Source organism: Novosphingobium sp. JCM 18896 (assembly GCF_025938095.1).
Taxonomy (GTDB): Bacteria; Pseudomonadota; Alphaproteobacteria; order Sphingomonadales; family Sphingomonadaceae; genus Novosphingobium.
In genome coordinates, this window is the sequence record NZ_JAPCZF010000011.1 from 16,384 (window position 1) to 39,059 (window position 22,676).

Here is a 22,676-nt window from a genome sequence, read left to right on the forward strand (position 1 = left end):
AGAGGAGATCGAAATGGCGAAGTTCGGGTACAAGTTGATGACCGAGGAGCATGGCCCTTCGGCGCTGGTCGACAATGCGGTTGCTGCGGAGAAGGCGGGTTTCGACTTCGTCGGCATTTCCGATCACTTCCACCCTTGGGTTCGCGCGCAAGGCCACGCACCTTTCGCTTGGAGCGTGTTGGGGGCAATCGCCCACGCGACGAAGACAATTGGCATAGCCACCGGTCTTACATGTCCGATCATTCGCTATCACCCGGCGATAATCGCCCAGGCGGCTGCGACGATCGCTGTGATGAGCGAGGACCGCTTTACTCTTGCGGTCGGCGCCGGCGAACGGCTCAACGAGCATGTCGGCGGGCAGCCCTGGCCATCGGTCGCCGAGCGCCACGCTATGCTGGGCGAGGCGATCGAAATTTTCCGCGAGCTCTGGGACGGGGGAGCCCGCGCCTATGAAGGTGACTATTTCGTGCTCGACCACGCCGAGCTTTTCGACCTGCCGAAAAAGCCAATCCCGGTAATCGTCGGTGTGAGTGGGGGAAAGTCGGTCGCCCTGGCACACCAACATGGCGACGGGATCATGGCAACCGAGCCGAACAAGGAGCTGGTTCAAAGCTTCACCAAGAAAGGACCGATATACGGCGAAGTTTCGTTGGCCTATGCGCCGAGCGAGGAGGAAGGTCGGAAGCTTGCTAAGGACCGCTTCGCCTTTTCTGCACTGGGCTGGAAGGTGAATTCCGAGCTGCCCTCGGTCGAAGGCTTCGAGGCCGCGACAAAGTACGTGCGCGAGGAAGACCTGGCTGAGACAATCCCTGCCGGTCCCGATCCTGAAATGCACCTCAAGGCGATCGGCAAATACATTGATGCAGGTTTCGACCATATCGCCTTGCTGGGTATCGGACCCGACCAGGCGGGGTTCCTTCAGTTCGCCGAGAACGAACTGCTTCCCAAGCTGAAATGACGGTGATCGTGCGCTTGCTAGTTTAGCAATCGAGAGCCCCAGATCGAAACATGCGCCAGCTTGCGAAGTTGTGATTTTGAAGCCGAGCTATGCAGAGGGGCAGAAAGGCTGTTCAAGCAAGATCCTCCAGCGGCGAGTCCGGCTGGGTAATCCGGCAGGCCGCTCGCAAGCTCCGGCTCGAAGCCCTCGCCACAGGTCTGCCCCACCGGCATTCGCTGCCTGCTGCAGTCTAGGCAAAGGTGGAAATAGACCTCGTCGCGGCGCGCTTCGCGCAATCGGATGAATTCGTCAGCGCGCTCGACGATCAGGCCACAGACGATCTCCATCGCGTTTGCCGGCAAAGCGCGATGGCGGCCGGGGGCGCAACCGGTTTCGTATCAAGCACCGTGTGCCCGCCTTACAGTGCGCCGATGCCAAGGCACTCGGCGTCGTATCGGCAACGGTTGTGCGATTATGCTGGATTAGCTCGACGCTTCCGGGCGTCGGGTCGAGGTCGCGTCCGTCTCGGGTTTCTTTTTCCCGCGCGGGCGGACGCTGATGCTGCGTTCTAGCACGGTTCGACGCCGGATCACGCTGTCATCCTAGCGCGACACCGGCAGAGGTGCACGACGCTGAAGACGACACCATCGATTGCGAATTCTGCCCGGCGAACTCGATAAAGCGATCGTTGCCACGAGCTCGGCGTTTACGATCAACCCCAAGCCGTGCCTAAAGTCCAACCGGGTCGCCCACGGGCGCTGGTGCACTGGAGTGATCGAGCCTGCGGCCCGCTTCTCGATCAATCCGGTGAGCGGCCTGACCTACAATTTTGACGATTTCGCGAAGAGTGCGTCACACTTATACCGGCGTTTGGTCGTGGAACCCCCGATCGTTCAGGGTGGTCGTTCCGCTTCTCAATACCAGGTTATATCGTCTTTGCTCAGGAACGTTCCGATCGTCCGGGCATTTTCACGCGATGACCAACATCGGGCGGCGCGCGAAAGTCGCGATAGGAATCTGCGTCGTCGTATTCGGTACCTTGTTCATAGGCCTCGCCGCCTTCCCGGCCGAGTGGGTGAAAGGCATCGCCGAGCGTGAGCTGAGCGATCGCATCGGCAGGCCCGTCACCATAGGCTCTGTAAGCCGGGAGAGCGCCTTCTCGTTCGCTCCGGTCTTTCAGGTCAGCGGATTGGAGGTACCGCAGGCGAAATGGGCGGGGCCGGGCAAGCTTGCGTCAATTGATACTCTCCGGATCCGGATTGCCATCCTTCCCGTCATCGTGGGAAAGGTGAATGCTGAACTTCTATCTGCCCAGGGCGTAAGGCTGGACTTCGTGCGCGACGCGAACCGGCGCGTAAACTGGCGCGATGGAGATTCTGCGGATCGTGGGCAGGGCGAGGGGATTTCTCTGTCGGCGATCGACCGCGTCGATGCCCATGTGCACTATCGCGACGCTTTGCAGAAGCGCTCGATGTCGCTCGCCATCACGATCGACCCGCGCCGCGGACTGCAGGCGACCGGCCACGGCGAGATCGAAGGAAATCCCGTGGCGCTATCACTGAAGGGGCCGATCAGGGCGAAACATGAAGCCTGGCCGTTCGAAGTGAGTATCGTCGGCCCTGCGATCGATATGCGCGCCTCGGGATCGACCACGGGGCCGTTCAACACCTCCGACATGACCTTGCGTATGTCGGCGCGCGCGAACGATCTGAAGCTCGTCGATCGGGTAGTGGAGGCGGGCCTTTTCGGGACGCAGCCCGTCAACGTCACCGCCAACGTGAGCCACCGGAACAAGCGCTGGACCATCCGGGAATTGGCGGGCACGATCGGCAAAAGCCAGCTCGCCGGCAACCTGACCGTCGACAAGAGCAGCGGCCGATCGAAGCTCGACGGCGACCTGCGTTTCGTGCGCCTGGACTTTGCGGATCTCTCGACCGACGCCGGGCAGGCGAAAGCCGCGGCGCTCGTCCGTGCCGAAGGTCCCAAGATTGTTCCCGCCACTCGCATCAACATAGGCAAGATCAAGAATACCGACGGCCGTATTGCGGTTCGTATCGACAACATCATCGGCGCCGGAGGCTCGGGACTGCGGAGCGTTGAAGGTGTTCTGACGATGGATCACCAATTCCTAATCGCCAAGCCGCTCACTTTGCATCTTAACCGGGGCACCTTGAGCGGAGAGATCCGCGTCGATCAGCGCAAGGCGCAGGCTGAGCCGAAAGTCTGGATCGCCCTCGATCTACGCGACAGCAGCATCGATGCTCTTGCCGGGGGAGAGGGAGCCGTCGATGCGGGGGTCGATGGTCGTCTACGCCTTGAAGGTGCGGGAAGCACCCTACGCGAGGCCGTAGGACGATCGGACGGCACGATCGGCGTGGTCGCGCATGATGGGGTTCTTCCAACCAAGCTGGCCCGGCTTCTCGGCTTCGATGTCGGCAAGGGACTTTTCACGGGCGAGAACCAGCAAGCCAGGTTGCGCTGCGCTGCCATCCGCCTCGAGATGCGCCGCGGTGTCGGGACGGCTTCCCTTGCGATCGTCGACACCAGCGAAAGCCAGACCCGGGCAACCGGCTCCGTCACTTTTCCCGAAGAACGGATTGCCCTTACGCTCACCGGCGGGCCTAAGCGGAACTCCGTGCTCAGGCTGCCCGGTTCCGTGTCGGTATTGGGCTCTATCCGAGAACCGTCGATCATCCTTCCCCGAGACGTCAAATCACTCGGTAATGTTCTGAAGGCCGTGGGCCGGGCGCTTGCGGGCAAACAAGGGCCCGTTGCAGGCGATGCCGACTGCCGTTCGCTGGCGGCACAGGTCCTACGATAGCACCCTCGCGTCGCGGCCTATAGGTGGCGCTCGATTCGCAAACCAGACAGAAATCCGTCGAGAAGGCCGGCCGAAGCGTGTGGTCGCGGGTTCCAAGAACTCCGGGTCCGGACCGTCATCTCGTTCGTCGGTCCAGCTAAGCCGTTGCTGAGCATTGATCGCGAGGCGTTAGCTGTTGTCCGCCGCTACCTTGAAGGCATCGGACACGCGTCCGCCGAGATCGGTGCTGTCGATCACGATTCCCACTTCGGTGTTGAGCCAGGCCGGGCGCGGCGAGGCTCTTGGCGAGCATGCGGCGATTGAACCTTGCGAAAGGCGAGGAGCCAGCTCAGAGCCTTGGGCCGGCGGATCGGAAATGGGTTGAACAGGCGAAAGGCGACATTTTCGAGTTCGGCAAGCGCGCTAAGCCGCGCATCGAGGTAGAGATGCCCGTCATCGTCGAGCAGCAAGCGGATCTGCTTGCCGCGCCCGGCGGCAAAGAGATCTCTTGCGAACAGCTGCGCCTCGGAGAAATTGTCGTGCCAGCTGCAGTAATGGGTATCGAGGGCGCGGCTCGCGGTGCGAAGCAGGAGCACCCAGGCGGCAAACGCGTTCTTGCCGTCATGCAATAGACCGACGCCGGATTGGCTCGATCCGGTCAGGCTATCGCCGGCAGTTCCTCCAGGTGTTTGTCGAGCGTGATCGGATAGTCGCGCACGCGCACGCCGGTCGCGTTGTAGACCGCGTTGGCGATCGCCGCGCCGACGCCGCAAATGCCGAGTTCGCCCACGCCCTTGGCTTTCATCGGCGACGACTTGTCGTCGGGATAGTCGAGGAAGATCACCTCCTGGTGGGGGATGTCGGCATGAACCGGCACTTCGTAGCTCGCGAGATCGTGGTTGACGAAAAAGCCGAAGCGCTTGTCGACGGCGAGCTCTTCCATCAGCGCTGCGCCTGCGCCCATGGTCATCGCGCCGATCACTTGGCTTCTCGCAGACTTCGGATTGATGATGCGGCCCGCGTCGCAGACCGCCAGCATCCGGCGGATGCGGGTCTCACCGGTATAGATGTCGACGCCGACCTCGACGAAATGCCCGGCGAAGGTCGACTGCTGGTACTCCTTGTCGAGCGTGCCGTATTCGATCCCGTCCTCGGCCGTGAGCGGGCCCGCTTGGGCGAGCGGCAGCGAGCGGTTGCCCGCCTTGACCTGGCCGTCAGCGAAGGTCGCATCGCGCGCATTGAAGCCGAGCTTTTGCGCCGCGGCCTCGCGCAGCTTGACGCAGGCCGCATAGAGCCCCGCGGTCGAATTGTTCGCGCCCCACTGACCGCCGGAGCCGGCCGAAGCGGGGAAGTCGCTGTCGCCGAGCTTGACCACGACGTCGCCGATCGGAACACCGAGCATCTCGGCCGCGGTCTGCGCGAGGATGGTGTAGGTGCCCGTGCCGATGTCGGTCATGTCGGTCTCGACCGTCAACTTGCCGTCGCGCCCGAGCTTGATCCGCGCTGCCGACTTCTGGAGCAGATTGTTGCGGAAGCCGACCGCCATGCCCATGCCGATGAGCCAATGGCCGTCGCGGACCTGCGCAGGCTTCGCCTGGCGGCGTGACCAGCCGAAACGGTCGGCGCCGGTGCGCAGGCATTCAACGAGATGGCGCTGTGAGAAGCGGCGCTCGGGCTTGGCCGGATCGACCAGGGTGTCGTTGACGATCCGCAGCTCGACCGGATCCATGGCCAGCTTCTCGGCCAGTTCGTCCATGGCCATTTCGAGCACCATCAGCCCCGGCGCCTCACCGGGCGCGCGCATGGCATTGCCCTCGGGCAGGTCGGTGACGGCGAGCTTCAGCCAGTATTCGCGGTTGGCTGCGGCGTAGATCAGCTTGGTCTGTTGCACCGCGACCTCGGGGCCGCCGCCGGACAGGTTGCTGCTCGTGCTCGAATGATGGATCGCCGTCAGCCGGCCGTCGCGTGTCGCCCCGAGCCTGACGTGCTGGATCGTCGCGGGACGGTGAGTGGAATTGTTCATCATCAGCGGGCGCTGCATCGCGACCTTGACCGGGCGACCCGCCTTCTTGGCGCCGAGCGCCGCGAGCACGGCATCGGCGCGCACGAACAGCTTGCCGCCGAAGCCGCCGCCGATGAACGGGGAATCGATCCGCAGGTTCTCGGGCTTGATCGACAGGATCTTGGCGAGAGAGGCCTTCGACCAGGCGATCATCTGGTTCGCGGTCCAGACGGTCAGCTTCTCGCCCTCCCAGGCGGCGATCGTCGCGAAAGGCTCCATCATCGCGTGGCTCTCGCCGGGCGTGGTATAGGCCTGGTCGATCGTGACCGGTGCCTTGGCGAAAGCGGCGGCGAAGTCGCCGACGCGCTCGACGTCCTGCGGGTTCGGAGCCTCGTCGTCGATCGGCTCGTAGCGGGCGGAAAGCGCGGCCTTGCCGAGGTCGAACCGGCCATCCGACCGGGCGTAGGTGGTGCGGATCAGGGCGGCTGCGGCGCGTGCCTGCTCGAAGGTCTCGGCGACGACCAAGGCGATCGCCTGGTGGTAGTGTGCAACCTCGGCACCGCCGAACAGGTGTGCGACGTTCATCTTGCCGAGTGGCAGCGGCTTGGCATGTTCGAGCGTGGTAACGATCGCAAGCACTCCGGGCGCCCGCTCGGCCTCGCGCGTGTCCATGCTCGATATGCGGCCTTTCGCGATCCCCGCGCCGACGATGTAACCGTATGCCTGGTTCGGCGCGACGTCGTGGCGCTCATAGGCATAGGGCGCGGTGCCGGTGGTCTTGAGCGGGCCGTCGATGCGATCGGTCGGCTGGCCTACGACCTGGAGCCGGTCGATCGGATTGGTACCGGCGGGGGTGTCGAATTTCATCGTTCAGGCTTTCGCTTGGGCGATCACCGCGGCGAGCGTGCGCTCGGCGAGCGGGATCTTGAACCGGTTGTCCTCGGTCGGGCGAGCATCGGCGAAGACGCGTGCGCTGACTCCGCGCGCACCCTCGGGGAGCGTGGCTTCGGCTGCCTCGACGCGCCAGGGCTTGGGCGCGACGCCGCCGAAAGCGACACGGCCCGTGCCGTCGCGCTGGATCACCGCGGCGACCGAAACGAGGGCAAAGGCATAGGACGCGCGATCGCGGACCTTGCGGTAGACATGGCGGCCGCCGAGCGGCTTGGGCAGGGTCACCGCAGTGATAAGCTCGCCGGGCTCGAGCGCGGTATCGCGCTGCGGGGTGTCGCCGGGCAGCCGATGGAAGTCGGCGATTGCGATCCGTCGCGTGCGGCCGTCGGCGGCAACGGTCTCGACCGTGGCGTCGAGCACGCGCAGGGCAATCGCCATGTCGCCCGGATAGGTCGCGATGCATTGCTCCGAGGTACCGATGACGGCCAGCTGTCGCGAATAGCCGCCGAGTGCGGCGCAGCCCGAGCCGGGCTTGCGCTTGTTGCAGGGCTGGTTGGTATCGTAGAAATAGGGACAGCGCGTGCGTTGGAGCAGGTTCCCTGCCGTCGTCGCCTTGTTGCGTAACTGGCCGCTGGCACCCGCGACGATCGCGCGGGTCAGGACACCGTAATCACGCCGCACGCGCGGATCGGCGGCGAGGGCGGTGTTGGTGACGAGCGCGCCGATCCGCAGGCCGCCGGTATCGGTCGGCTCGATGGTGTCGAGCTTCAGGTCCTGGACGTCGACGAGATGTCGTGGGGTCTCGATCTCGAGCTTCATCAAGTCGAGCAGGTTCGTACCGCCCGCGAGGAACTTGGCGCCGGGCTGCCGCGCGACGGCGGCCGCGGCCTGGGCCGGCGAAGTAGCCCTTTCGTAAGTGAAGGCTCTCATGCCTTGATCCCCGCGACTTCGGTCATCGCATCGAGGATGTTCGAGTAGGCCCCGCAGCGGCAGAGGTTGCCGCTCATGCGCTCGCGCATCTCGGTAGCGGTGATCTCAGGTTTTGCGCCGAGGTCGGTCTGGACGTGGCTCGGAATGCCCAGCTCGATTTCGCGCATCACCCCGACGGCCGAGCAGATCTGGCCCGGCGTGCAATAGCCGCACTGATAGCCGTCATGCTTGACGAAGGCGGCCTGCATCGGATGCAGCTTTCCAGGATTGCCGATACCCTCGATCGTGATGACTTCGTCGCCGCCGTGCTGCACCGCGAGTGACAGGCACGAATTGATCCGCATGCCGTTCACGAGGACCGTGCAGGCGCCGCACTGGCCGTGATCGCAGCCCTTCTTCGTGCCGGTCAGCCTCAGGTGCTCGCGCAGCAGGTCGAGCAGCGTCGTGCGCGTGTCGACCTCGAGATCGCGGGGTCGGTCGTTGACCGTCAGCGAAATCCGGGCCTTCGGCGGCGGCGACCCGCCTGTCCGGTCTTCCGCGTCTACCTGGGCGGGGAGCGTGGCGACTGCCGCCGAGGTCATGCCGCCCACCAGCACGGTGCGGCGCGAGGTTGGAAAACCGTCATGCGCGTCCATAGAAGTCCTTCGAGGTTCCGCCGGGTCATGCCGGAGCGGTCCGGTCACGCGGCGGCGTTCACTGCCAAGGGGACAACGCACGAGCCGCGGTTTGGATCGCGGCTCTTCGATCGGACGGGCGCATTTGCGCGTCGTTGATCTTTTCCAGAACCCATCGGCGCGCGGTGAGTTCTCATGAGGAACGATACGGATCGCATCTCAGCGGCCGCCGAAACCGAAGGAGACGATCGATGCCGCTCAAAGCCCTCGCGCTCAATTGCACGCTCAAGGCGGATGCCGGCGAGGAGAGCTCGACCGATGCGATGATCGCGGTCCTCGCGAAGGCTTTCGGCGATAACGATGTCGCGATCAGCGAGACCGTCAGGGTCGCAGCGCTCGACATCAAGCCGGGTGTCACCTCCGACGAGGGGGAGGGCGACGGCTGGCCCGCCCTGCGAAAGAAGATTCTCGCGCACGACATCCTGATCTTCGGCGGTCCGATCTGGATGGGGCAGATCGGCTCGGTCGCGAAGCGTGTGCTCGAGCGCATGGACGCGTTTCTGAGCGAGACCGACGCGCAGGGCCGCATGCCGAGCTACGGCAAGGTCGCGGTCGCGGCGATCGTCGGCAACGAGGACGGCGCCCACTTCTCGTCCGCCCAGCTGTTCCAGGCGCTGAACGACGTGGGCTGGACCATCCCGGCCGTCGCGGCCTGCTATTGGGTGGGCGAAGCGATGGGATCGACCGACTTCAAGGACCTGAAGCAGACGCCGAAAAAGGTGAAGGAGACGGCAGCCATGGTCGCGGGCAACGCCGCGCACCTTGCCGGTCTGCTCAAGTCGAAGCCCTATCCTGGCGGGTCATGAGGCACGTACCGCTGCGCCGGATGTTCGCCGCGGTCATTGGGCGCAAGAGCCGTTCCAGCGCATAGACCAGACACCGAAGGCCGCCTGATCATGCAGCTCAACCCTTCCGTCCCGCTTCATGCGCTGGATCTGGAAATCTTGCTGCGGCTCGGAATGGCCGCCGTCCTCGGCCTGCTGCTGGGGCTGGACCGCGAGCTACGCGGTCATGCTGCGGGTATGCGGACCCATGGGATCATATGTTTCAGCGCGGCGATGATGACCGTCATCGTGCTCGGGCTCTACATGCAGCTGGGGCAGGGCGAGAAATCGCGGATGGACCCGCTACGCATCATGGAGGGGACCGGCGCCTTCGTCGGCATCATTGCGGCGGGCCTCATCGTCACCAGCGGGGTGAAGGTCCATAATCTCACCACCGCCGTGCACATGTGGCTAGCGGCGATGATCGGCATAGCCTGCGGCGCGGCACAGTGGCCTCTGGTTACGGTTGCCGTTCTCGTTGCAGTGATCATGCTGACGCTGCTGCGCGTCATCGAAAAACGTTGGCTCGAACCCAAGGACGCTCGCGATCGCGCGTCGTCTGACGATGGATCGCGGTGATAGGCATGCGATCGCGACGTGCGGGGGCGTGGCAGTGATCGCTTCCGAACCCGACCTTGATGCTGTAAGTTTCCGGGGGCAAGGAGATGATGCCGCGCGGCGACAACGCTGCCTATACCGACAAGCAGAAGCGCAAGGCGCCGCACATCGAGGAAAGCTAATAGGATCGCGGCGTGCCGAAGACGGAAGGCCGAGAGCCGCGCCTGGGCGACGGTCAATAAGGAACGCGGCGGGGGCAACAAGTCGGGCTCGGGCCGAGGCCAGAAGGATACCCCCGTCTCTTCCTTCACGCGGCCGCAAGGCCCACAAGCCGCGCACGTCCTGACAACGCTCCAGCACGGTCCCGCGAGATTGAAAGGTGGAGTCCGAACCTGACGACATTGCAATTCTGCTGGCATGCGGCGCCGCAGATTATAATCGGGCGGGGATCGGTACCAGAGCTCTAGCGCCATGGCTGGTGGGCGCATCGGCCGATGCAGGCTTGCTGATGGTCTGGGGTGAGATCAGGCATAAGTAAGGTGTTGCCGAAGGCCCTGAGGGGCATCGGGTCATTCGGTCAGGCCTATTGGTGATCAGAACGATGCTGGCTGAGCGTGGCTTCGTCGAAAACCTGCGACAGTGTCCTGGCCGGAACGGTTGGTGCGGTGGAGTGAGCAAAGCGATGAGACTTTTGCGGCCTATTCGGCGTTGAGAGAATAGGGGGGCAACGGAGAAGCACGATGCCTCGTGGCGACAAGTCCAGCTACACCGACAAGCAGAAGCGCAAGGCCGAGCACATCGAGGAAGGTTACGAGGACCGCGGGGTCGGCAAGAAGGAAGCCGAGCGGCGGGCCTGGGCAACGGTGAACAAGGAATCGGGCGGCGGCAAGAAATCGGGCTCGGGTCGCGGCAAGGCAGAAAATCACGAAAGCTCGCGCAACGGAGGCCGTAAGGGCGGCTCAAGTCAAAGCGCCGAGAAGCGCTCGGCGGCGGCGAAGAAGGGTTGGGAAACACGGCGCAAGCAGGGAAACGCCTGATGTCGATCGACAAGACGACCGCTCTTTACCCGGACGTCGGTGGTGATCGCACCCAAACGCTGGTCACCACCGCCCACGGTGCCACCTTGTGCGCTATGATGGGCCGAGGATACGCGAACAATAGCCCGGCCGCGCTGCGCACGGTGAGTTGAAGGCGAGGGTCATGGCTGACTTCTCGGCCTTGCGTGACCGCATGGTCGACACGCACCTTGCCGGTCGCGGAATCCGGGACTCGCGCGTGCTGGACGCCATGCGCGCAATCCCGCGCGAACGTTTCGTGCGTGAAGGTCTCGAAGTGTTCTCCTACGAGGACTCTGCCCTGCCTATCCAGGCGGAGCAGACTATCTCGCAGCCCTACATCGTCGCCGCCATGATCGAGGCCGCCGAAGTACAGCCGGGCGATCATGTGCTCGAGGTCGGGGCTGGCTCGGGCTACGCGGCAGCGGTGCTCGGCCGCATCGCCGAGCAGGTGATCGCTATCGAGCGCCATTCAAGCCTCGCGAAGCTTGCGGCCGCGCGGATGGCAAGGCTCGGCTATGACAATGTCGAAGTGCGGGTGGGCGACGGCACGCGCGGCGCGCCAGAGGACGCGCCGTTCGACGCGATCCTGGTCGCGGCGGGCGGGCCCACGGTACCTGAGGCCCTAAAGAGCCAACTCAAGGTAGGTGGCATCCTTGTGGTGCCCGTCGGCGATCCTGGCGATCAGAAGCTCTGCAAGGTTACGCGAGTGGCCCGCGACCGGTTCGACGAGGAGAGCCTCGGCGCGGTGAGGTTCGTGCCGCTGATCGGCGCTGAGGGTTGGCGCGAGGATGGCAGCCGGGCGGCGAGCAACCATGTGCCGGGCATGTCGCAGAGCCTTAGCTTGCCAGAGACGATCGCTGAAGCCGCCGAACTCTTGCCGGACTTCGATGATCCGGCATTTGGCCAGTTGTTCGATCGCTTTGCTGACCGGCGCGTGGTGATGCTGGGCGAAGCGAGCCATGGCACCAGCGAATTCTATCGCGCGCGCGCCGCTATAACGCGCCATCTCGTCGAGCATCACGATTTCAACATCGTCGCGGTCGAGGCCGACTGGCCCGATGCCGCGGCAGTCGATCGCTATGTCCGGCACCGCGAGAACGGAGTCGCGACCGAGCTGCCGTTCCAGCGCTTCCCGACCTGGATGTGGCGTAACACCGACATCCAGGCGCTGACCGAGTGGCTGCGCGCGCGCAACGCGCACCGACCTATCGCGGAGCGGGCCGGCTTCTACGGTCTCGATATCTACAATATGTCGGGGTCAATCAAGGCGGTGCTCGACTATCTCGACGACATCGATCCCGACGCGGCGAAAGTAGCGCGCGAACGCTATGGCTGCCTCACCCCCTGGCAGCGTGACCCGGCTACCTATGGCCGTGCTGCGCTCAGCCGAGGCTACGCGGCCTGCGAGCAGGCGGTGATCGACCAGTGCCGCGAACTTCTCGGCCGGCGGCTCGACTATGCGGCCAATGATGGCGACGATTTCCTCGATGCGGCGCAAAATGCCCGGCTGATCGCCGCCGCGGAGCGCTATTACCGGATAATGTACTATGGGGGCGCAGAGAGCTGGAACCTGCGCGATACGCACATGTTCGAAACGCTAGCGCATCTGCTCGAAGCTAAAGGGGAAGCCGCCAAGGCGATCGTCTGGGCGCACAACAGCCATATCGGTGACGCCCGCCATACCGACATGGGAATGAGCCGCGGCGAACTCAATATCGGTCAGCTCGCCCGTGAGCGCTGGGGGGATGCCGTCGCATTGATCGGCTTCGGGACGCATAGTGGCACCGTCGCCGCGGCGACGGACTGGGACGGCGACATGGAGTTGAAACGCGTCAACCCCTCGCGCCGGGATAGCTATGAACGCCAGTTCCACGACAGCGGCGTCGAGCGGTTTCTGCTCGACCTGAGCGCAGAGGCCCATCCCGCCGTGCGGCGACGGCTGCGCGAGCCACTGCTCGAACGCTTCATCGGCGTCATCTATCGGCCCGAGACTGAGCTCTGGAGCCACTACAGCCAGTCGATTTTGTCCGAGCAGTTCGATGCGTTCGTCTGGTTCGACGAAACGCGTGCTGTGACCCCGCTCGGACCCGGGCACCCTCGCGGCATGCCCGAGACCTATCCATTCGGCGTCTGACAGGAGATTGATTATGGCTTCGCAAAGCTTCAAGCCCACGCTCAAGATGGCGTCTGCCGCGCGACGGGGTCTTCGCCTGCGCGTAAAGTTCGATCGCGGCGGCACGCGGGTTGGCGTCGACCGCGCGCATCAGCTCGCCGAACGGCGCGAGCTGTCTGAAGCCGACGTCAAATCGATGCGCAGCTTCTTCGCGCGCCATGCGATCGACAGGGACACCAAGACCCACGAGTGGAATTCCGACAGCGATCCCTCGGCGGGGTTCATCGCTTGGCTACTCTGGGGCGGCGATGCTGGCAAAACTTGGGCTGATCGCAAGGCCAAGAAGCTGGAGAGCTAACACCGAAACAGTAGCGGGCGGGCATCCGCCACCCGCCGGAAGCTGTCGGTCATTCCCCTTGCTGCCGTGGTCCCCGCTGCAGATTAGGCCATCCCCCGTCGCAGGCTTAGCCAGCACCGTGCTCATCGCTTGCATCCATTGCTCGGCAGCACCATGAGCGTCACCGTCGCGGGGCTAACCACACGAACCGATGAAAGCGATATCGAAGCGCCTGGGCATGACGCCTCTTGTACCAAAACGCTCGCCCGACAACGCTCGCGCAAAGCGTGACCGAGCCTCGCCGGATTAGAGCGCTTTCGCCATGTTTAGGTGGGCGGTGACGATCGGCCCCAGTTCACCGGCAAAGCTCTTGAGCGAGGGAACCTCGCCGCTCGCCGCGTAAGCCTTGAGCGCGTCGAGTGCCATCTGATGGGCGTCGACCTGTGCGGCCGCATAGGCCTTGTCGAACTCGGCGCCCGACTTGCCTTGCAGATCTGCTAGCGTCCGCTGCTGAATATCAGTCATGCTCGGCATCGGTGAGATCGCGGGGGAGGCCGCCGATGCGGCGGTCTTGAGCTTGGCGGTGGATTCGGTATGGGCCTTGATCATCTGTTCGGCGAAGGTCTTGACTTTGGCATCGCCCGCCTTGGTTGCGGCAAGCTTGGACGTTTCGATTTCGAACATGTCACTGGTGGCCGCAGCGTCGACGAAAGCCTGCGCAGGGCTCGCAGCGGGCGTTGCGGTTGCGCCGGCCATAGGGTCGGTCGCCGCTACGTCGGGCGCGCCATCGGTGGCGACGGTCGGGGTCTCGTCCTTCTTGCCGCAGCCGCCAAGCGCGAGGGTCGCAAGCGATGCGGCCAATATCAGGGTGTTCTTCATGTCGTAGAAGCTCCTCTCGCCGCGGGGCCCGCGGCTGTCGAATCCTCAACGAGCGACAGCCCTTACCCGTTCCGTGCCCTTTTGCGGTGCTCGAGCGTTGGGAGTTCGACACGACATCTTCCGGAGCGCGGACATGAGCATCTTTGGCAATATCCTCGACAAGATTTTCCATCACGACAGCGCAAAGTCCGCTCCCGTGAGCGCGGTGTCGGCGAGCCCTGCGCCCGCGCCGAGCGCAGCAACCTCAGCAGCCACGCCGACCGCACCGCCGCCTGGGGAAACCGCACCTGCGGACACGCCTGTCGATGTCGGTGCCGTCCTGGAAGCCATGGCCGCGATGAAGAGTGATCACGGGGGCAACTACAAGACGTCGATCGTCGATCTGCTGAAACTGCTCGATCTCGATTCCAGCCTGGCGGCGCGCAAGGATTTGGGCGATGAGCTCGGAGTGGATGCCGGCACCGACGGCAGCGCCGAGCAGAATATCGCGCTGCACCGCGCGGTTATCGAAAAGCTTGCCGAGAACGGCGGCTTGGTACCCGACAGTCTGAGGCAATGACGGCCTGTGACTGCCGACTTTTCGGCCGTTGGATACGATGATTGTGCTGCTCGGATAGAGCCGTTCCGCGAAAACAAGTTCAATCATCGGAATGGGCGGCACTCGATCGCGGTTTACCGGCCCGGAAGCAGCACGTGTCGTCCCCTGCAGAGGCATTCCCGCCCGTGCCAGCTATCGATCTGCCGCAGCGAGCGCGAACTGCGGCTTTCGAATGACCGCCATTCCCGCTAAAAAAAGAAAACCCCGCGAAAAATGCGGGGTGAAGGATACTGCTAGGGTTCTATTATTGAGTCGCACCGCCATGGGGGGGTGTTTGGTTGGGGCGCGATGCGACGCGCCCTTATCTGTGAGACATTTGCCTCATACAATGGCGCCAGCTATTTCAAGTGAACAGCACACCGCTCGCGAGGGGCGGCTCGTCCGTACGGTAGTCGATCGGTCAGCCGGCGGGGGATTGTGGCCACAGCGAGGGAGTTCGAGCGGGCTAGGGCCGTTTATCACTGCCTCAGGCAGGGGATCACCGTCTCGGGGACCGATCTTCCCCCCAACGGTGCGGCGCTAGGCTCCAAAGGACCAATCAAGACAGCCGCTCGTGCAGGGGTTCTCGCATGACTGCTGGCTATTCAAAAAAAACGACCAAGCCATCTGCATTAGCTGTTCGCTGCTGCGGCCTGATTGCTCCGTCACCAAATCATCCAGGCGCGACTCAGTCCGCTGTTCAACTGGACGCATTTCCCGGGCACCTGCGGAACGGGCGCGATTCTTCGGCGTTCAAAGGGCTCCCCCAAAAGCGAGGAAACCCCCATGACGGCAAACGACAAGGACGTGACGGCGCTCAATACGCTGATCGCAACTCTTTTGGATAGCATCGACGGCTATCAGAAATCCGCCGGTGACATCGACAACCAAGCGCTCGCCGACAAGTTCAACGCGCGCGCCCGCGAACGCCAGTCGGCGGTGACGAAGCTGCAAGCGGCGGTAGCGGCAGCAGGCGGAAATCCTGAGGACGACGGCACGCTGCTCGGCGGCGCGCATCGCGTTTTTCAGAGCCTGAAGGAAACGGTCATGGGCCGCGATGACAAGGCGATAGTTTCCGAGATCGAGCGTGGCGAGGATTATCTCAAGGGTAAGTTCGAGACGATCCTGGCCGAAGGTGACCTCTCGCCCGCAGCCCGCACGGCGGCCGACGAGGCCTGGCAGTCGGTCAAGGCCGGTCACGACGAGATGAGCGCGCTCAAGCACTCGATGGGTGCGTGATCCCGCGAGGTCCGGGCCCGTCTGGGTCCGGACCTCGTCAAACGGGATGAGAAACGGAGAGAGTGATGCCGGAAGCCACGAGACAGCTTGCCGAGGCCGAGATCTCAGGTCTCAATGTCCGTTCGCGCGACGGCGATAAGCTCGGCCATGTCAAATCGCTTCTGGTAGACAAGGAGAGCGGGCAAGCGGTCTATGCCGTGCTCAGCCTTGGCGGTTTCCTTGGCCTAAACAAAAGCTACTATCCCGTGCCGTTTCACGTTCTCGTCTATGGCCTTCCCGAAGACGATTACGTGCTGACGCTCGACCGACGTCTGCTCGAAGGCGGCCCAAGCTGGTCGAGCAATCCGCCCGATTTCGATCAGGCGTACGCGGACCGCGTCACCAGCTACTATCGCTCCGCACCGCAGGTCTGACCGCTGAGCATGCTCGGATTGGTTGCGCCCGAGCCCTACATTCTCTGGCTCACGGGCGCTGGCCTGCTCATTGCCCTCGTCGCATGGCTGCCGCTGGCCTTGAAGCGCCTGCCGCTTTCGCTCCCGATGATATGCATAGCGATCGGCGCCGGCATCTTCTCGCTGACCGACGTAGCACTACGCCCGATGCCGCGGGTCTACCCCCAGGTCGCCGAGCGGCTCACCGAATTCGTCGTCATCATCGCGCTTATGGGCGCTGGACTGAAGCTCGACCGTCCTTTCGCCTGGCGCCGTTGGGGCGTGACGTGGCGGCTCTTGATAATCGCGATGCCGCTCAGCATCGGCGCTATTACGCTCTTGGGCGGTGTGGCGCTTGGTCTTGCCTGGACGACGGCGCTCCTTCTAGGCGCGAGCCTGGCCCCAACAGACCCGGTCCTCGCCGCCGACGTACAGGTCGGCCCGCCCAGAACCGGCGAAGAGGACGAGGTCCGCTTCGGCCTGACGTCGGAAGCCGGTTTCAACGACGGCTTTGCCTTCCCCTTCGTCAACCTCGCGATCGCGCTTGGCCTATCGGCCGCGAGCGGCAAGCCGTGGCTGCAGGAATGGGTCCTTCACAGCGTGCTCTGGGAAGTAGCCGCTGGCGTCGGGCTGGGTTGGCTCATCGGCAGGCTATTCGGCTGGCTGACCTTCAAGGTCCCCGCCGAAACCAAGCTAGCCAGGACCGGGGACGGTCTTATCGCGATCTCAGCGACCTTCGTGTCTTACGGCGTCACCGAGATCCTCAATTGTTACGGTTTCCTCGCGGTTTTCGTCACCGCGCTTGCGCTTCGCCGATCGCACCGTGATCACGACTTCAACTACAAAATGCACGCGATCACGGAGCAGGTCGAGCGGCTGGCTATGATGGTCGTGCTCATCCTCTTTGGCGGCGCCATCGTCGGCGGCCTGCTGCGACCGCTCCGCTGGGAGGATTGGCTTGCGGCGGCCGCCATCATTCTCGTGGTCCGGCCGATCGCCGGGATGGTCGCGCTGAAGGGTTTACAGGCATCGCTGCGTGAAAAGCTCATGCTGGCCTTCTTCGGCATTCGCGGAGTGGGATCGTTCTATTATCTCGCCTATGCGATCAATCATTCCGAGGTGGTGGAAGCCTCGCGGCTTTGGGCGATCGTGGGCCTCGTCTGCCTGCTGTCGATCCTTCTCCACGGACTGACCGTAACACCCCTGATGCGTTCTCTCGACCGCAGCCACGGCCGCGATCCTGACGAGCTCGATGCACCGCCGCCCGGTCTTCAAGGGCCGGGGAGAAATCAAGCGCAAAGCTGAGCCGCGGGACCGATGAGCAGAGTCGAATAGGGGCGAGCGGTCTGCTGGATCCGCGCTCTGCCAAGCTTGTTCACGATGTCTCGAAGGCGTTTACTCGTGAGATACCTGGCATCGAAATCCTCAATGGTGACGTGATAATTGGGCGAATATCCGGCATCGACATAGGCTCTCTTGGGCAGTTCAAAGCGCCGACGGTCCATCTTTCCACGACCAGTTCATCTACATGTGCTCATGCGCAATATGCGGCGCTCTTGCCCGAATTGATCGACCCGGCGGGGCGTTCCGTTGAACGCCGCGTCTCGTCGCGCTAAAATGCGGGAAAGCCCTGGATATCCGTCACCTTGAGAGCGTTTCAGAAGAAGCTGCATCACGCGGCACCCTCGGAGAGTGACATGACCGACCAGAACGAGCAGAACCGCCAGCCGCAACAGAGGCAGGACGAGCAAAACAATCCCAACCGCCAGGACGAAGGTCAGCAGATGGGCCAGGGCCAGCAGGCGAGCCAGGGCCAGCAGGGCGGCGCATCGAACGCCGGCCAGCAGCAGCAGGCCGGTAACCGCGTCAGCACTCAGGAGGGTCCGGGCGCCGCGCCCGAAGGCGGGACCAAGGGAGGCCAGCAAGGCGGCGCCGTCGACGCGCGGCAGCAAAACCAGCAGGCCGGGCAGGGCAGCGAACAGACCGGCCTTGCCAATGAATTCGACGAGAATTTCGCGCCTCCCCAGGCCGGACAGCAAGGCGCCGGCGCAGATCGCCAGGGCCAGCAGCACCAGCAATCCGGGCAACCGGGGCAGCAGGACGGTGATGGGCGGTCCGACCAGAACCGCTAATGCGATGACGACGTAACCAATGCCTTCGCCCGAATGGGCGGAGGCCTTTTGCATCGGGAACCCAAGGCGCAATCGCGCGTCTTGTTGCCATCGCTAGATGTCGGGGGCGTGTCCGCCCGCCGTCTCAGCGTCTCCCTGTTCCTTGGCCCCCGCGCTTGCGGGGGCTTTTTTTAAGGCTCCTCGAGTTTCAGATCAGAGGCGGCGTGCATACAAGCGACTGCTGCCCGTGGCGATCGAGCGGCGCCTGGTTTGGCCGATCGAGATCCGCTGCTGTCCGCATGAAAGCGTACTTCTTGCGTCCTACCCGCGACGCGCCGGAGGCGCGGCGCAGCTGTGTCGTAACGAAAGATGTCCGATCATGTAGGTTCGCCAGTGAGGCGGCGTTCAGGATCCCGCGGGGCGAGCGCCGAAATGATGCGAGACGTAAAAAGCGGCCGTCGCATGGCGGGGTGCGGCGACGGCACAGCTTGGCATCCATCTGGTTTCTGGTCCGCGCAGCCTATCGTCGCGGGCAGTCCGCGCCCAAGCCTGCCGCTTCGACCTTAGCATCATCCAGGGCCTTACCGATGCCGCCGGCGCCTGATGCCCAGCGCCCGCTGGTTCGGCTTGCTCTGGAGCCAGTTCGCCGGCGCAAGCCGGCCGTGAATGAACCTGTGCCACTCCACGAAAAAGTTGTCGTCATCAGGCCAATCGGTGAGTGCGTCACGAACGACGCGATCGATGTCATCCATTGTCGGTATCCTCTATTGCTTTTTAAATCAGCAACTTGTGACTCAGACAATGTTTTCGGCCGCTGGCTTCAATTCGACCCGGATCCGTCGTAATCGTCGATCGCGGCCTCGATCATGCGCGTCCAGATCGCGGTGTCGCCCGCATTGGCCATGACGATGTCGGGTTCGCGCATCGTCTTGAGCACGGCGAGCGCCATCGCGCGATAATTGATCCATTCGGCGTCGACCTCGTCGGCAACAGAAGGCTCGTAACCTTCGGCATTGGCACTGAGGTGTTCGGCGGCAAGCACCCGTGCGATCCGTTCGAGCGCGGTGAGCTCGGAAATTGGCATGACTGCTCCCTTGCGCCGAACCGGCTACTGTGACTTGTCGTCGGTCTCGCCGGATCTGCCCTCGCCAGGTTTCAGGCTGTCCGGGAGGGCATCGCGATCACCCTCGGCTGGAGCCTGCGCCGGGGCAGGCTTTGGTTCCTCGCTCGTGCCCGCGCCGGGCTTGGCGCCGCCGCCGGTCACGACTTCAGCGCCCGGGCGGCTTCGTCGAGCTTCTCGCGGCCGTTGCCATGCTGTTCGATCAGCCGCTCGGCCTGCTCGACGGAAATACCATGCTTTTGCGCGAAGTAACGCACTTCGTACTCTTCGCCGCCGGCCACGAATTCCCGGTCACGGCCCGCTTTGGTCTTGTCGTCGGACATTTTCGCTCTCCTTCGATAACTCAACAGAGCGATGGCCTTGGCGGTTCCGTAACAGGAGCAATCCTTGAAAATGTCGGTCGTGAGTATCCCCCAGCCTGCAACTTCAATCTCAAGCTTTGCGCCCTTTTCGCGAGGATTTGTCGGCAAGTTCGATCCAGACGGGTGCATGGTCGCTCGTCTTCTCCCATCCGCGAACGTGGCTGTCGACGCCGGCCGCCACGAGACGTTTCGCCAGAGGCGGACTTAGCAAAAGATGATCGATACGCAGGCCTGCGTCTCGGGCGTAAGCATTGCGAAAGTAATCCCAGAACGTGTAGATTTTCTCGTCCGGATGCATAGTCCTCAAAGCGTCGGTCCATCCCTGGTTGAGCAAGCGAGCATAGGCGGCCTTGACCTCGGGGGCGAAAAGCGCGTCGTCGAGCCAACGCTCTGGTTTGTAGACATCCAAGTCGGTCGGCATGACATTGAAATCGCCAGCGAGCATGACGGGGAGGCCCGTATCGAGAAGCTCACGGGCATGAGAGATCAGCCGCTCGAACCACCGCAGCTTGTACTCGAATTTCGGCCCTGGCCGGGGATTGCCATTGGGCAGATAGAGCCCGCCGATCAGTACGCCATTCACCGCGGCCTCGATGTAGCGACTGTGCGTGTCTTCCGGTTCCCCCGGCAACCCGCGGCGTGTTTCGTGGATCTCGCCTAGGCGGCTGAGGATCGCGACGCCGTTCCAGCTCTTCTGGCCCTGCCAGATCACATCGTAGCCGACTTCCCGAAGTGCCCCCTCGGGAAAACGCTCGTCGGGCGCTTTCAGCTCTTGCAGGCAGACGATATCGGGCTCCGCCTCGCCGAGCCATCGCAGCAGCACCGGCAGGCGACCGTTGACGCCGTTCACGTTGTAAGTGGCGATCTTCATCGACGCGCGATCACAGGTCCGGAAGAACCTGGTCGGCGCGGCCCCATCCGGACAGAGCCTTCGAAGCCGCGCGCTTGATCAGTTCCTTCTCATCGCCGACCCGGAAATGCGAGGGTGCATCGATAGTTTTCATTTCCTTCCAGCTGATCGGGGCCGCTACTGGCGCGCCCTCTCGCGCACGCGCACTATAGGGCATGACGGCTGTGGCCCCGCGCTGATTGCGCAGATAATCGACGAAGATACGCCCCTTGCGCTGGGACTTGGGCAAGGCGGCGGTGAAGTGGGCAGGATCGGCCTGCGCGACCGCCTGAGCCAGACGATGGGCGAAATCCTTGACCTCAGGCCACTCCGCCTCTGGCACCAATGGCGCAATTACGTGCACGCCCTTGCCGCCCGTTATCATGGGAAAGGTCTCGAGTCCGATCGACTTGAGAATGTCGCGGAACTGAAAGGCTGCGCTTCGCACGTTCTCGAAGTCGAGGCCTTCGTCGGGGTCGAGATCGAAAACCAGCCGGTCCGCCTTCTCGACGTCCTCGATCCGCGCGCCCCATCCATGAAATTCGATCGTGCCCATCTGGACGCAGGTCAGCAGGCCTTCAGGCGTGTCGACGTAGAGATAGGGCTCTTCGTGGCCGTCCTTCTCGGCGATGCCAACTTGCCTTACGGCCTCGCCAAAACTGCCTGCATCATGCTTCTGGAAGAAGCATTTCTTTGCCCGACCTTGCGGGCAGCGAACAAGGCTCATGGGGCGGGAGCCGAGCCATGGCAGCATGATCGGTGCAACGGCGGCGTAGTAGTCGGCGAGTTCACCCTTGGTGATCTGGCTTTCGGGGAAGATGACCCGATCGCGATTGCTGATCTTGATGCTGGCGCTCGCTGGCCGCAGGCTCGACGTGCGAGCCTCGGTTTCGATCACCACCGCTTCAGGCTTCTTGTCCTCGCGCTGACCCAGGTAGCTCGGATGGCGCAGCGTTCCCTCCTTCGTCATCTCGGTGAAGGCGACTTCAGCGACTAGTCTCGGCTTAAGCCAACGGGCGCCGCGAACTTCGGCCCGCGGCGCCTTCACCGACGGGGCAGATTGCTCCAGCGGCTTCATGATGGCCATAAGGCGCTGTATCTCTTCTATTCCGAAGCCCGTGCCGACCTTGCCGGCATACCTGAGTTCTCCCTCGTCATTCACCGCCAGGATGAGCGAGCGGAACAAGCGCGAGGTTTCGGAAGGCGTCCATCCGACAATGACGAATTCCTGGCGCTTGGTGCACTTGGTTTTGAGCCATCCACCATTGCGGGAACCGACGTAGCGGCCCTCTGCCTGCTTCGAGATAACGCCTTCCAGTCCCGCCTCGCAAAAACCGGCGAGCAGTTTCTCACCATTGCCGACGATGTGATCGGAATAGCGCAGGCGTTTGTTCGCCCCGGTTACGACCTTGGCAAGGCGCTTCTTGCGTTCGACCAGAGGCAAGGGCGTCAAATCCTCGCCATCGAGTTCGAGGAGGTCGAAAGCATAGAACTCGATGCTTTCCGGGGCGCTCTTCAGCGCCCCTTGCAGAGCCTGGAAATTAGATCGACCTTCCGGATCGAGGACGACCGCCTCGCCGTCGATCAAAGCCGTACGAACGCCGAGGTCTTCAGCCGCCTCGATCAAACCCGAAAATTTGTCTGACCAGTCGAGCCCCGAACGTGTGTAGGCTCTTGCTTCGCCGCCGCCCACCGCAAGCAGAATGCGATAACCGTCATACTTCATCTCATGAAGCCAGCGGTTTCCGGCGGGAACGGTATCGACCAGCGATGCGAGTTGCGGCGGCCGAAACGCCGGCGGCCGCGAGCCCCGATCAGTAATTCGGTCGGCCCGGCGGCGCTTGGGGCCGTTGGACGGTGAATTCTCGGCACTCATCCTGGGGAAATGCCTCCACGCCGATACTCGTTCCAGCGCGCGTGGGACTTGTCGTGCCACCCTGGCCC

General features: G+C 63.5%; 24 protein-coding genes and 1 pseudogene. 13 read left to right on the forward strand and 12 right to left on the reverse strand.

What is annotated here, in order from left to right:
* The first annotated feature begins 13 nt into the window (after window positions 1–13).
* Complete coding sequence (locus OLX23_RS23950; protein ID WP_264447841.1) at window positions 14–958, forward strand: TIGR03557 family F420-dependent LLM class oxidoreductase; 945 nt, start codon at window positions 14–16, stop codon at window positions 956–958.
* Between the two features lie 17 nt (window positions 959–975).
* Here OLX23_RS23950 and OLX23_RS23955 read toward each other — a convergent pair whose 3' ends face one another.
* Window positions 976–1,284, reverse strand: coding sequence for a hypothetical protein (locus OLX23_RS23955; protein ID WP_264447842.1), 309 nt, complete (start codon window positions 1,282–1,284; stop codon window positions 976–978).
* Between the two features lie 629 nt (window positions 1,285–1,913).
* Between OLX23_RS23955 and OLX23_RS23960 the strand changes: the two genes are divergently transcribed.
* A complete protein-coding gene (locus tag OLX23_RS23960) occupies window positions 1,914–3,758 on the forward strand; it encodes an asmA family protein (RefSeq protein ID WP_264447844.1) in 1,845 nt (614 codons plus the stop codon).
* Between the two features lie 233 nt (window positions 3,759–3,991).
* On the opposite strand, the gene OLX23_RS23965 is transcribed toward OLX23_RS23960, so the two are convergent.
* From OLX23_RS23965 to paoA, 4 genes are read right to left on the reverse strand one after another with little or no spacing between them, the layout of a single operon-like run.
* Window positions 3,992–4,366 carry a hypothetical protein gene (locus OLX23_RS23965; protein ID WP_264447846.1) on the reverse strand — a complete coding sequence of 125 codons (375 nt, stop codon included), beginning with the start codon at window positions 4,364–4,366 and terminating at the stop codon, window positions 3,992–3,994.
* Between the two features lie 29 nt (window positions 4,367–4,395).
* Entirely contained in the window at window positions 4,396–6,606 is a 2,211-nt protein-coding gene (gene paoC / locus OLX23_RS23970; protein WP_264447848.1) for an aldehyde oxidoreductase molybdenum-binding subunit PaoC, read from the reverse strand.
* A gap of 3 nt (window positions 6,607–6,609) precedes the next feature.
* Complete coding sequence (locus OLX23_RS23975; protein WP_264447850.1) at window positions 6,610–7,560, reverse strand: FAD binding domain-containing protein; 951 nt, start codon at window positions 7,558–7,560, stop codon at window positions 6,610–6,612.
* Complete coding sequence (gene paoA, locus OLX23_RS23980; RefSeq protein ID WP_264447852.1) at window positions 7,557–8,195, reverse strand: aldehyde dehydrogenase iron-sulfur subunit PaoA; 639 nt, start codon at window positions 8,193–8,195, stop codon at window positions 7,557–7,559. Before paoA ends, OLX23_RS23975 begins: the two co-directional genes overlap by 4 nt.
* A gap of 230 nt (window positions 8,196–8,425) precedes the next feature.
* Here paoA and OLX23_RS23985 point away from each other — a divergent pair, with 230 nt between their 5' ends.
* The 7 genes and pseudogenes from OLX23_RS23985 (at window position 8,426) to OLX23_RS24015 (ending at window position 13,145) form a co-directional block, all read left to right on the forward strand.
* The gene (locus OLX23_RS23985) at window positions 8,426–9,040 is read left to right on the forward strand and encodes a flavodoxin family protein (RefSeq protein WP_264447853.1); all 615 of its coding nucleotides are present in this window, start codon (window positions 8,426–8,428) and stop codon (window positions 9,038–9,040) included.
* A gap of 90 nt (window positions 9,041–9,130) precedes the next feature.
* Complete coding sequence (locus OLX23_RS23990) at window positions 9,131–9,637, forward strand: MgtC/SapB family protein (RefSeq protein ID WP_264447854.1); 507 nt, start codon at window positions 9,131–9,133, stop codon at window positions 9,635–9,637.
* An 89-nt stretch (window positions 9,638–9,726) separates the two neighbouring features.
* Window positions 9,727–9,922: pseudogene (locus tag OLX23_RS23995) on the forward strand (plasmid stabilization protein); the annotation flags it as partial.
* Window positions 9,923–10,356: 434 nt separating this feature from the next.
* Complete coding sequence (locus OLX23_RS24000; RefSeq protein WP_264447855.1) at window positions 10,357–10,653, forward strand: plasmid stabilization protein; 297 nt, start codon at window positions 10,357–10,359, stop codon at window positions 10,651–10,653.
* Window positions 10,653–10,805, forward strand: a complete 153-nt coding sequence (locus OLX23_RS24005) for a hypothetical protein (protein WP_264447856.1) — start codon at window positions 10,653–10,655, stop codon at window positions 10,803–10,805. Before OLX23_RS24000 ends, OLX23_RS24005 begins: the two co-directional genes overlap by 1 nt.
* An 11-nt stretch (window positions 10,806–10,816) precedes the next feature.
* Window positions 10,817–12,808: a protein-L-isoaspartate(D-aspartate) O-methyltransferase gene (locus OLX23_RS24010; RefSeq protein ID WP_264447857.1), complete on the forward strand. Its 1,992-nt coding sequence runs from the start codon at window positions 10,817–10,819 to the stop codon at window positions 12,806–12,808.
* A gap of 13 nt (window positions 12,809–12,821) precedes the next feature.
* A complete protein-coding gene (locus tag OLX23_RS24015; protein WP_264447859.1) occupies window positions 12,822–13,145 on the forward strand; it encodes a hypothetical protein in 324 nt (107 codons plus the stop codon).
* Window positions 13,146–13,430: 285 nt separating this feature from the next.
* Here OLX23_RS24015 and OLX23_RS24020 read toward each other — a convergent pair whose 3' ends face one another.
* Window positions 13,431–14,003 carry a DUF4142 domain-containing protein gene (locus tag OLX23_RS24020; RefSeq protein WP_264447861.1) on the reverse strand — a complete coding sequence of 191 codons (573 nt, stop codon included), beginning with the start codon at window positions 14,001–14,003 and terminating at the stop codon, window positions 13,431–13,433.
* A gap of 133 nt (window positions 14,004–14,136) precedes the next feature.
* On the opposite strand from OLX23_RS24020, the gene OLX23_RS24025 reads away from it, so the two are divergent.
* The 4 genes from OLX23_RS24025 to OLX23_RS24040 all read left to right on the forward strand — a co-directional run bounded on the left by OLX23_RS24025 (window position 14,137) and on the right by OLX23_RS24040 (window position 17,555).
* Window positions 14,137–14,562 carry a DUF3597 domain-containing protein gene (locus tag OLX23_RS24025; RefSeq protein WP_264447863.1) on the forward strand — a complete coding sequence of 142 codons (426 nt, stop codon included), beginning with the start codon at window positions 14,137–14,139 and terminating at the stop codon, window positions 14,560–14,562.
* A gap of 804 nt (window positions 14,563–15,366) precedes the next feature.
* Window positions 15,367–15,819 carry a PA2169 family four-helix-bundle protein gene (locus tag OLX23_RS24030; protein WP_264447865.1) on the forward strand — a complete coding sequence of 151 codons (453 nt, stop codon included), beginning with the start codon at window positions 15,367–15,369 and terminating at the stop codon, window positions 15,817–15,819.
* 65 nt (window positions 15,820–15,884) lie between these two features.
* Window positions 15,885–16,232, forward strand: coding sequence for a PRC-barrel domain-containing protein (locus OLX23_RS24035; RefSeq protein WP_264447867.1), 348 nt, complete (start codon window positions 15,885–15,887; stop codon window positions 16,230–16,232).
* Between the two features lie 9 nt (window positions 16,233–16,241).
* The gene (locus OLX23_RS24040; RefSeq protein WP_264447869.1) at window positions 16,242–17,555 is read left to right on the forward strand and encodes a cation:proton antiporter; all 1,314 of its coding nucleotides are present in this window, start codon (window positions 16,242–16,244) and stop codon (window positions 17,553–17,555) included.
* Window positions 17,556–17,770: 215 nt separating this feature from the next.
* On the opposite strand, the gene OLX23_RS24045 is transcribed toward OLX23_RS24040, so the two are convergent.
* The 6 genes from OLX23_RS24045 to ligD all read right to left on the reverse strand — a co-directional run bounded on the left by OLX23_RS24045 (window position 17,771) and on the right by ligD (window position 22,608).
* Window positions 17,771–18,436, reverse strand: coding sequence for a hypothetical protein (locus OLX23_RS24045; RefSeq protein WP_264447870.1), 666 nt, complete (start codon window positions 18,434–18,436; stop codon window positions 17,771–17,773).
* Window positions 18,437–18,942: 506 nt separating this feature from the next.
* Complete coding sequence (locus OLX23_RS24050) at window positions 18,943–19,113, reverse strand: hypothetical protein (protein WP_264447872.1); 171 nt, start codon at window positions 19,111–19,113, stop codon at window positions 18,943–18,945.
* 68 nt (window positions 19,114–19,181) lie between these two features.
* The gene (locus OLX23_RS24055; protein ID WP_264447874.1) at window positions 19,182–19,445 is read right to left on the reverse strand and encodes a hypothetical protein; all 264 of its coding nucleotides are present in this window, start codon (window positions 19,443–19,445) and stop codon (window positions 19,182–19,184) included.
* A gap of 176 nt (window positions 19,446–19,621) precedes the next feature.
* On the reverse strand, window positions 19,622–19,804 hold the full coding sequence (locus OLX23_RS24060) for a DUF3606 domain-containing protein (protein WP_264447876.1): 183 nt from the start codon (window positions 19,802–19,804) through the stop codon (window positions 19,622–19,624).
* A gap of 109 nt (window positions 19,805–19,913) precedes the next feature.
* Window positions 19,914–20,714, reverse strand: a complete 801-nt coding sequence (gene xth, locus OLX23_RS24065) for an exodeoxyribonuclease III (RefSeq protein ID WP_264447877.1) — start codon at window positions 20,712–20,714, stop codon at window positions 19,914–19,916.
* Between the two features lie 10 nt (window positions 20,715–20,724).
* Window positions 20,725–22,608, reverse strand: a complete 1,884-nt coding sequence (gene ligD / locus OLX23_RS24070; RefSeq protein ID WP_264447878.1) for a DNA ligase D — start codon at window positions 22,606–22,608, stop codon at window positions 20,725–20,727.
* Window positions 22,609–22,676: the final 68 nt, after the last annotated feature.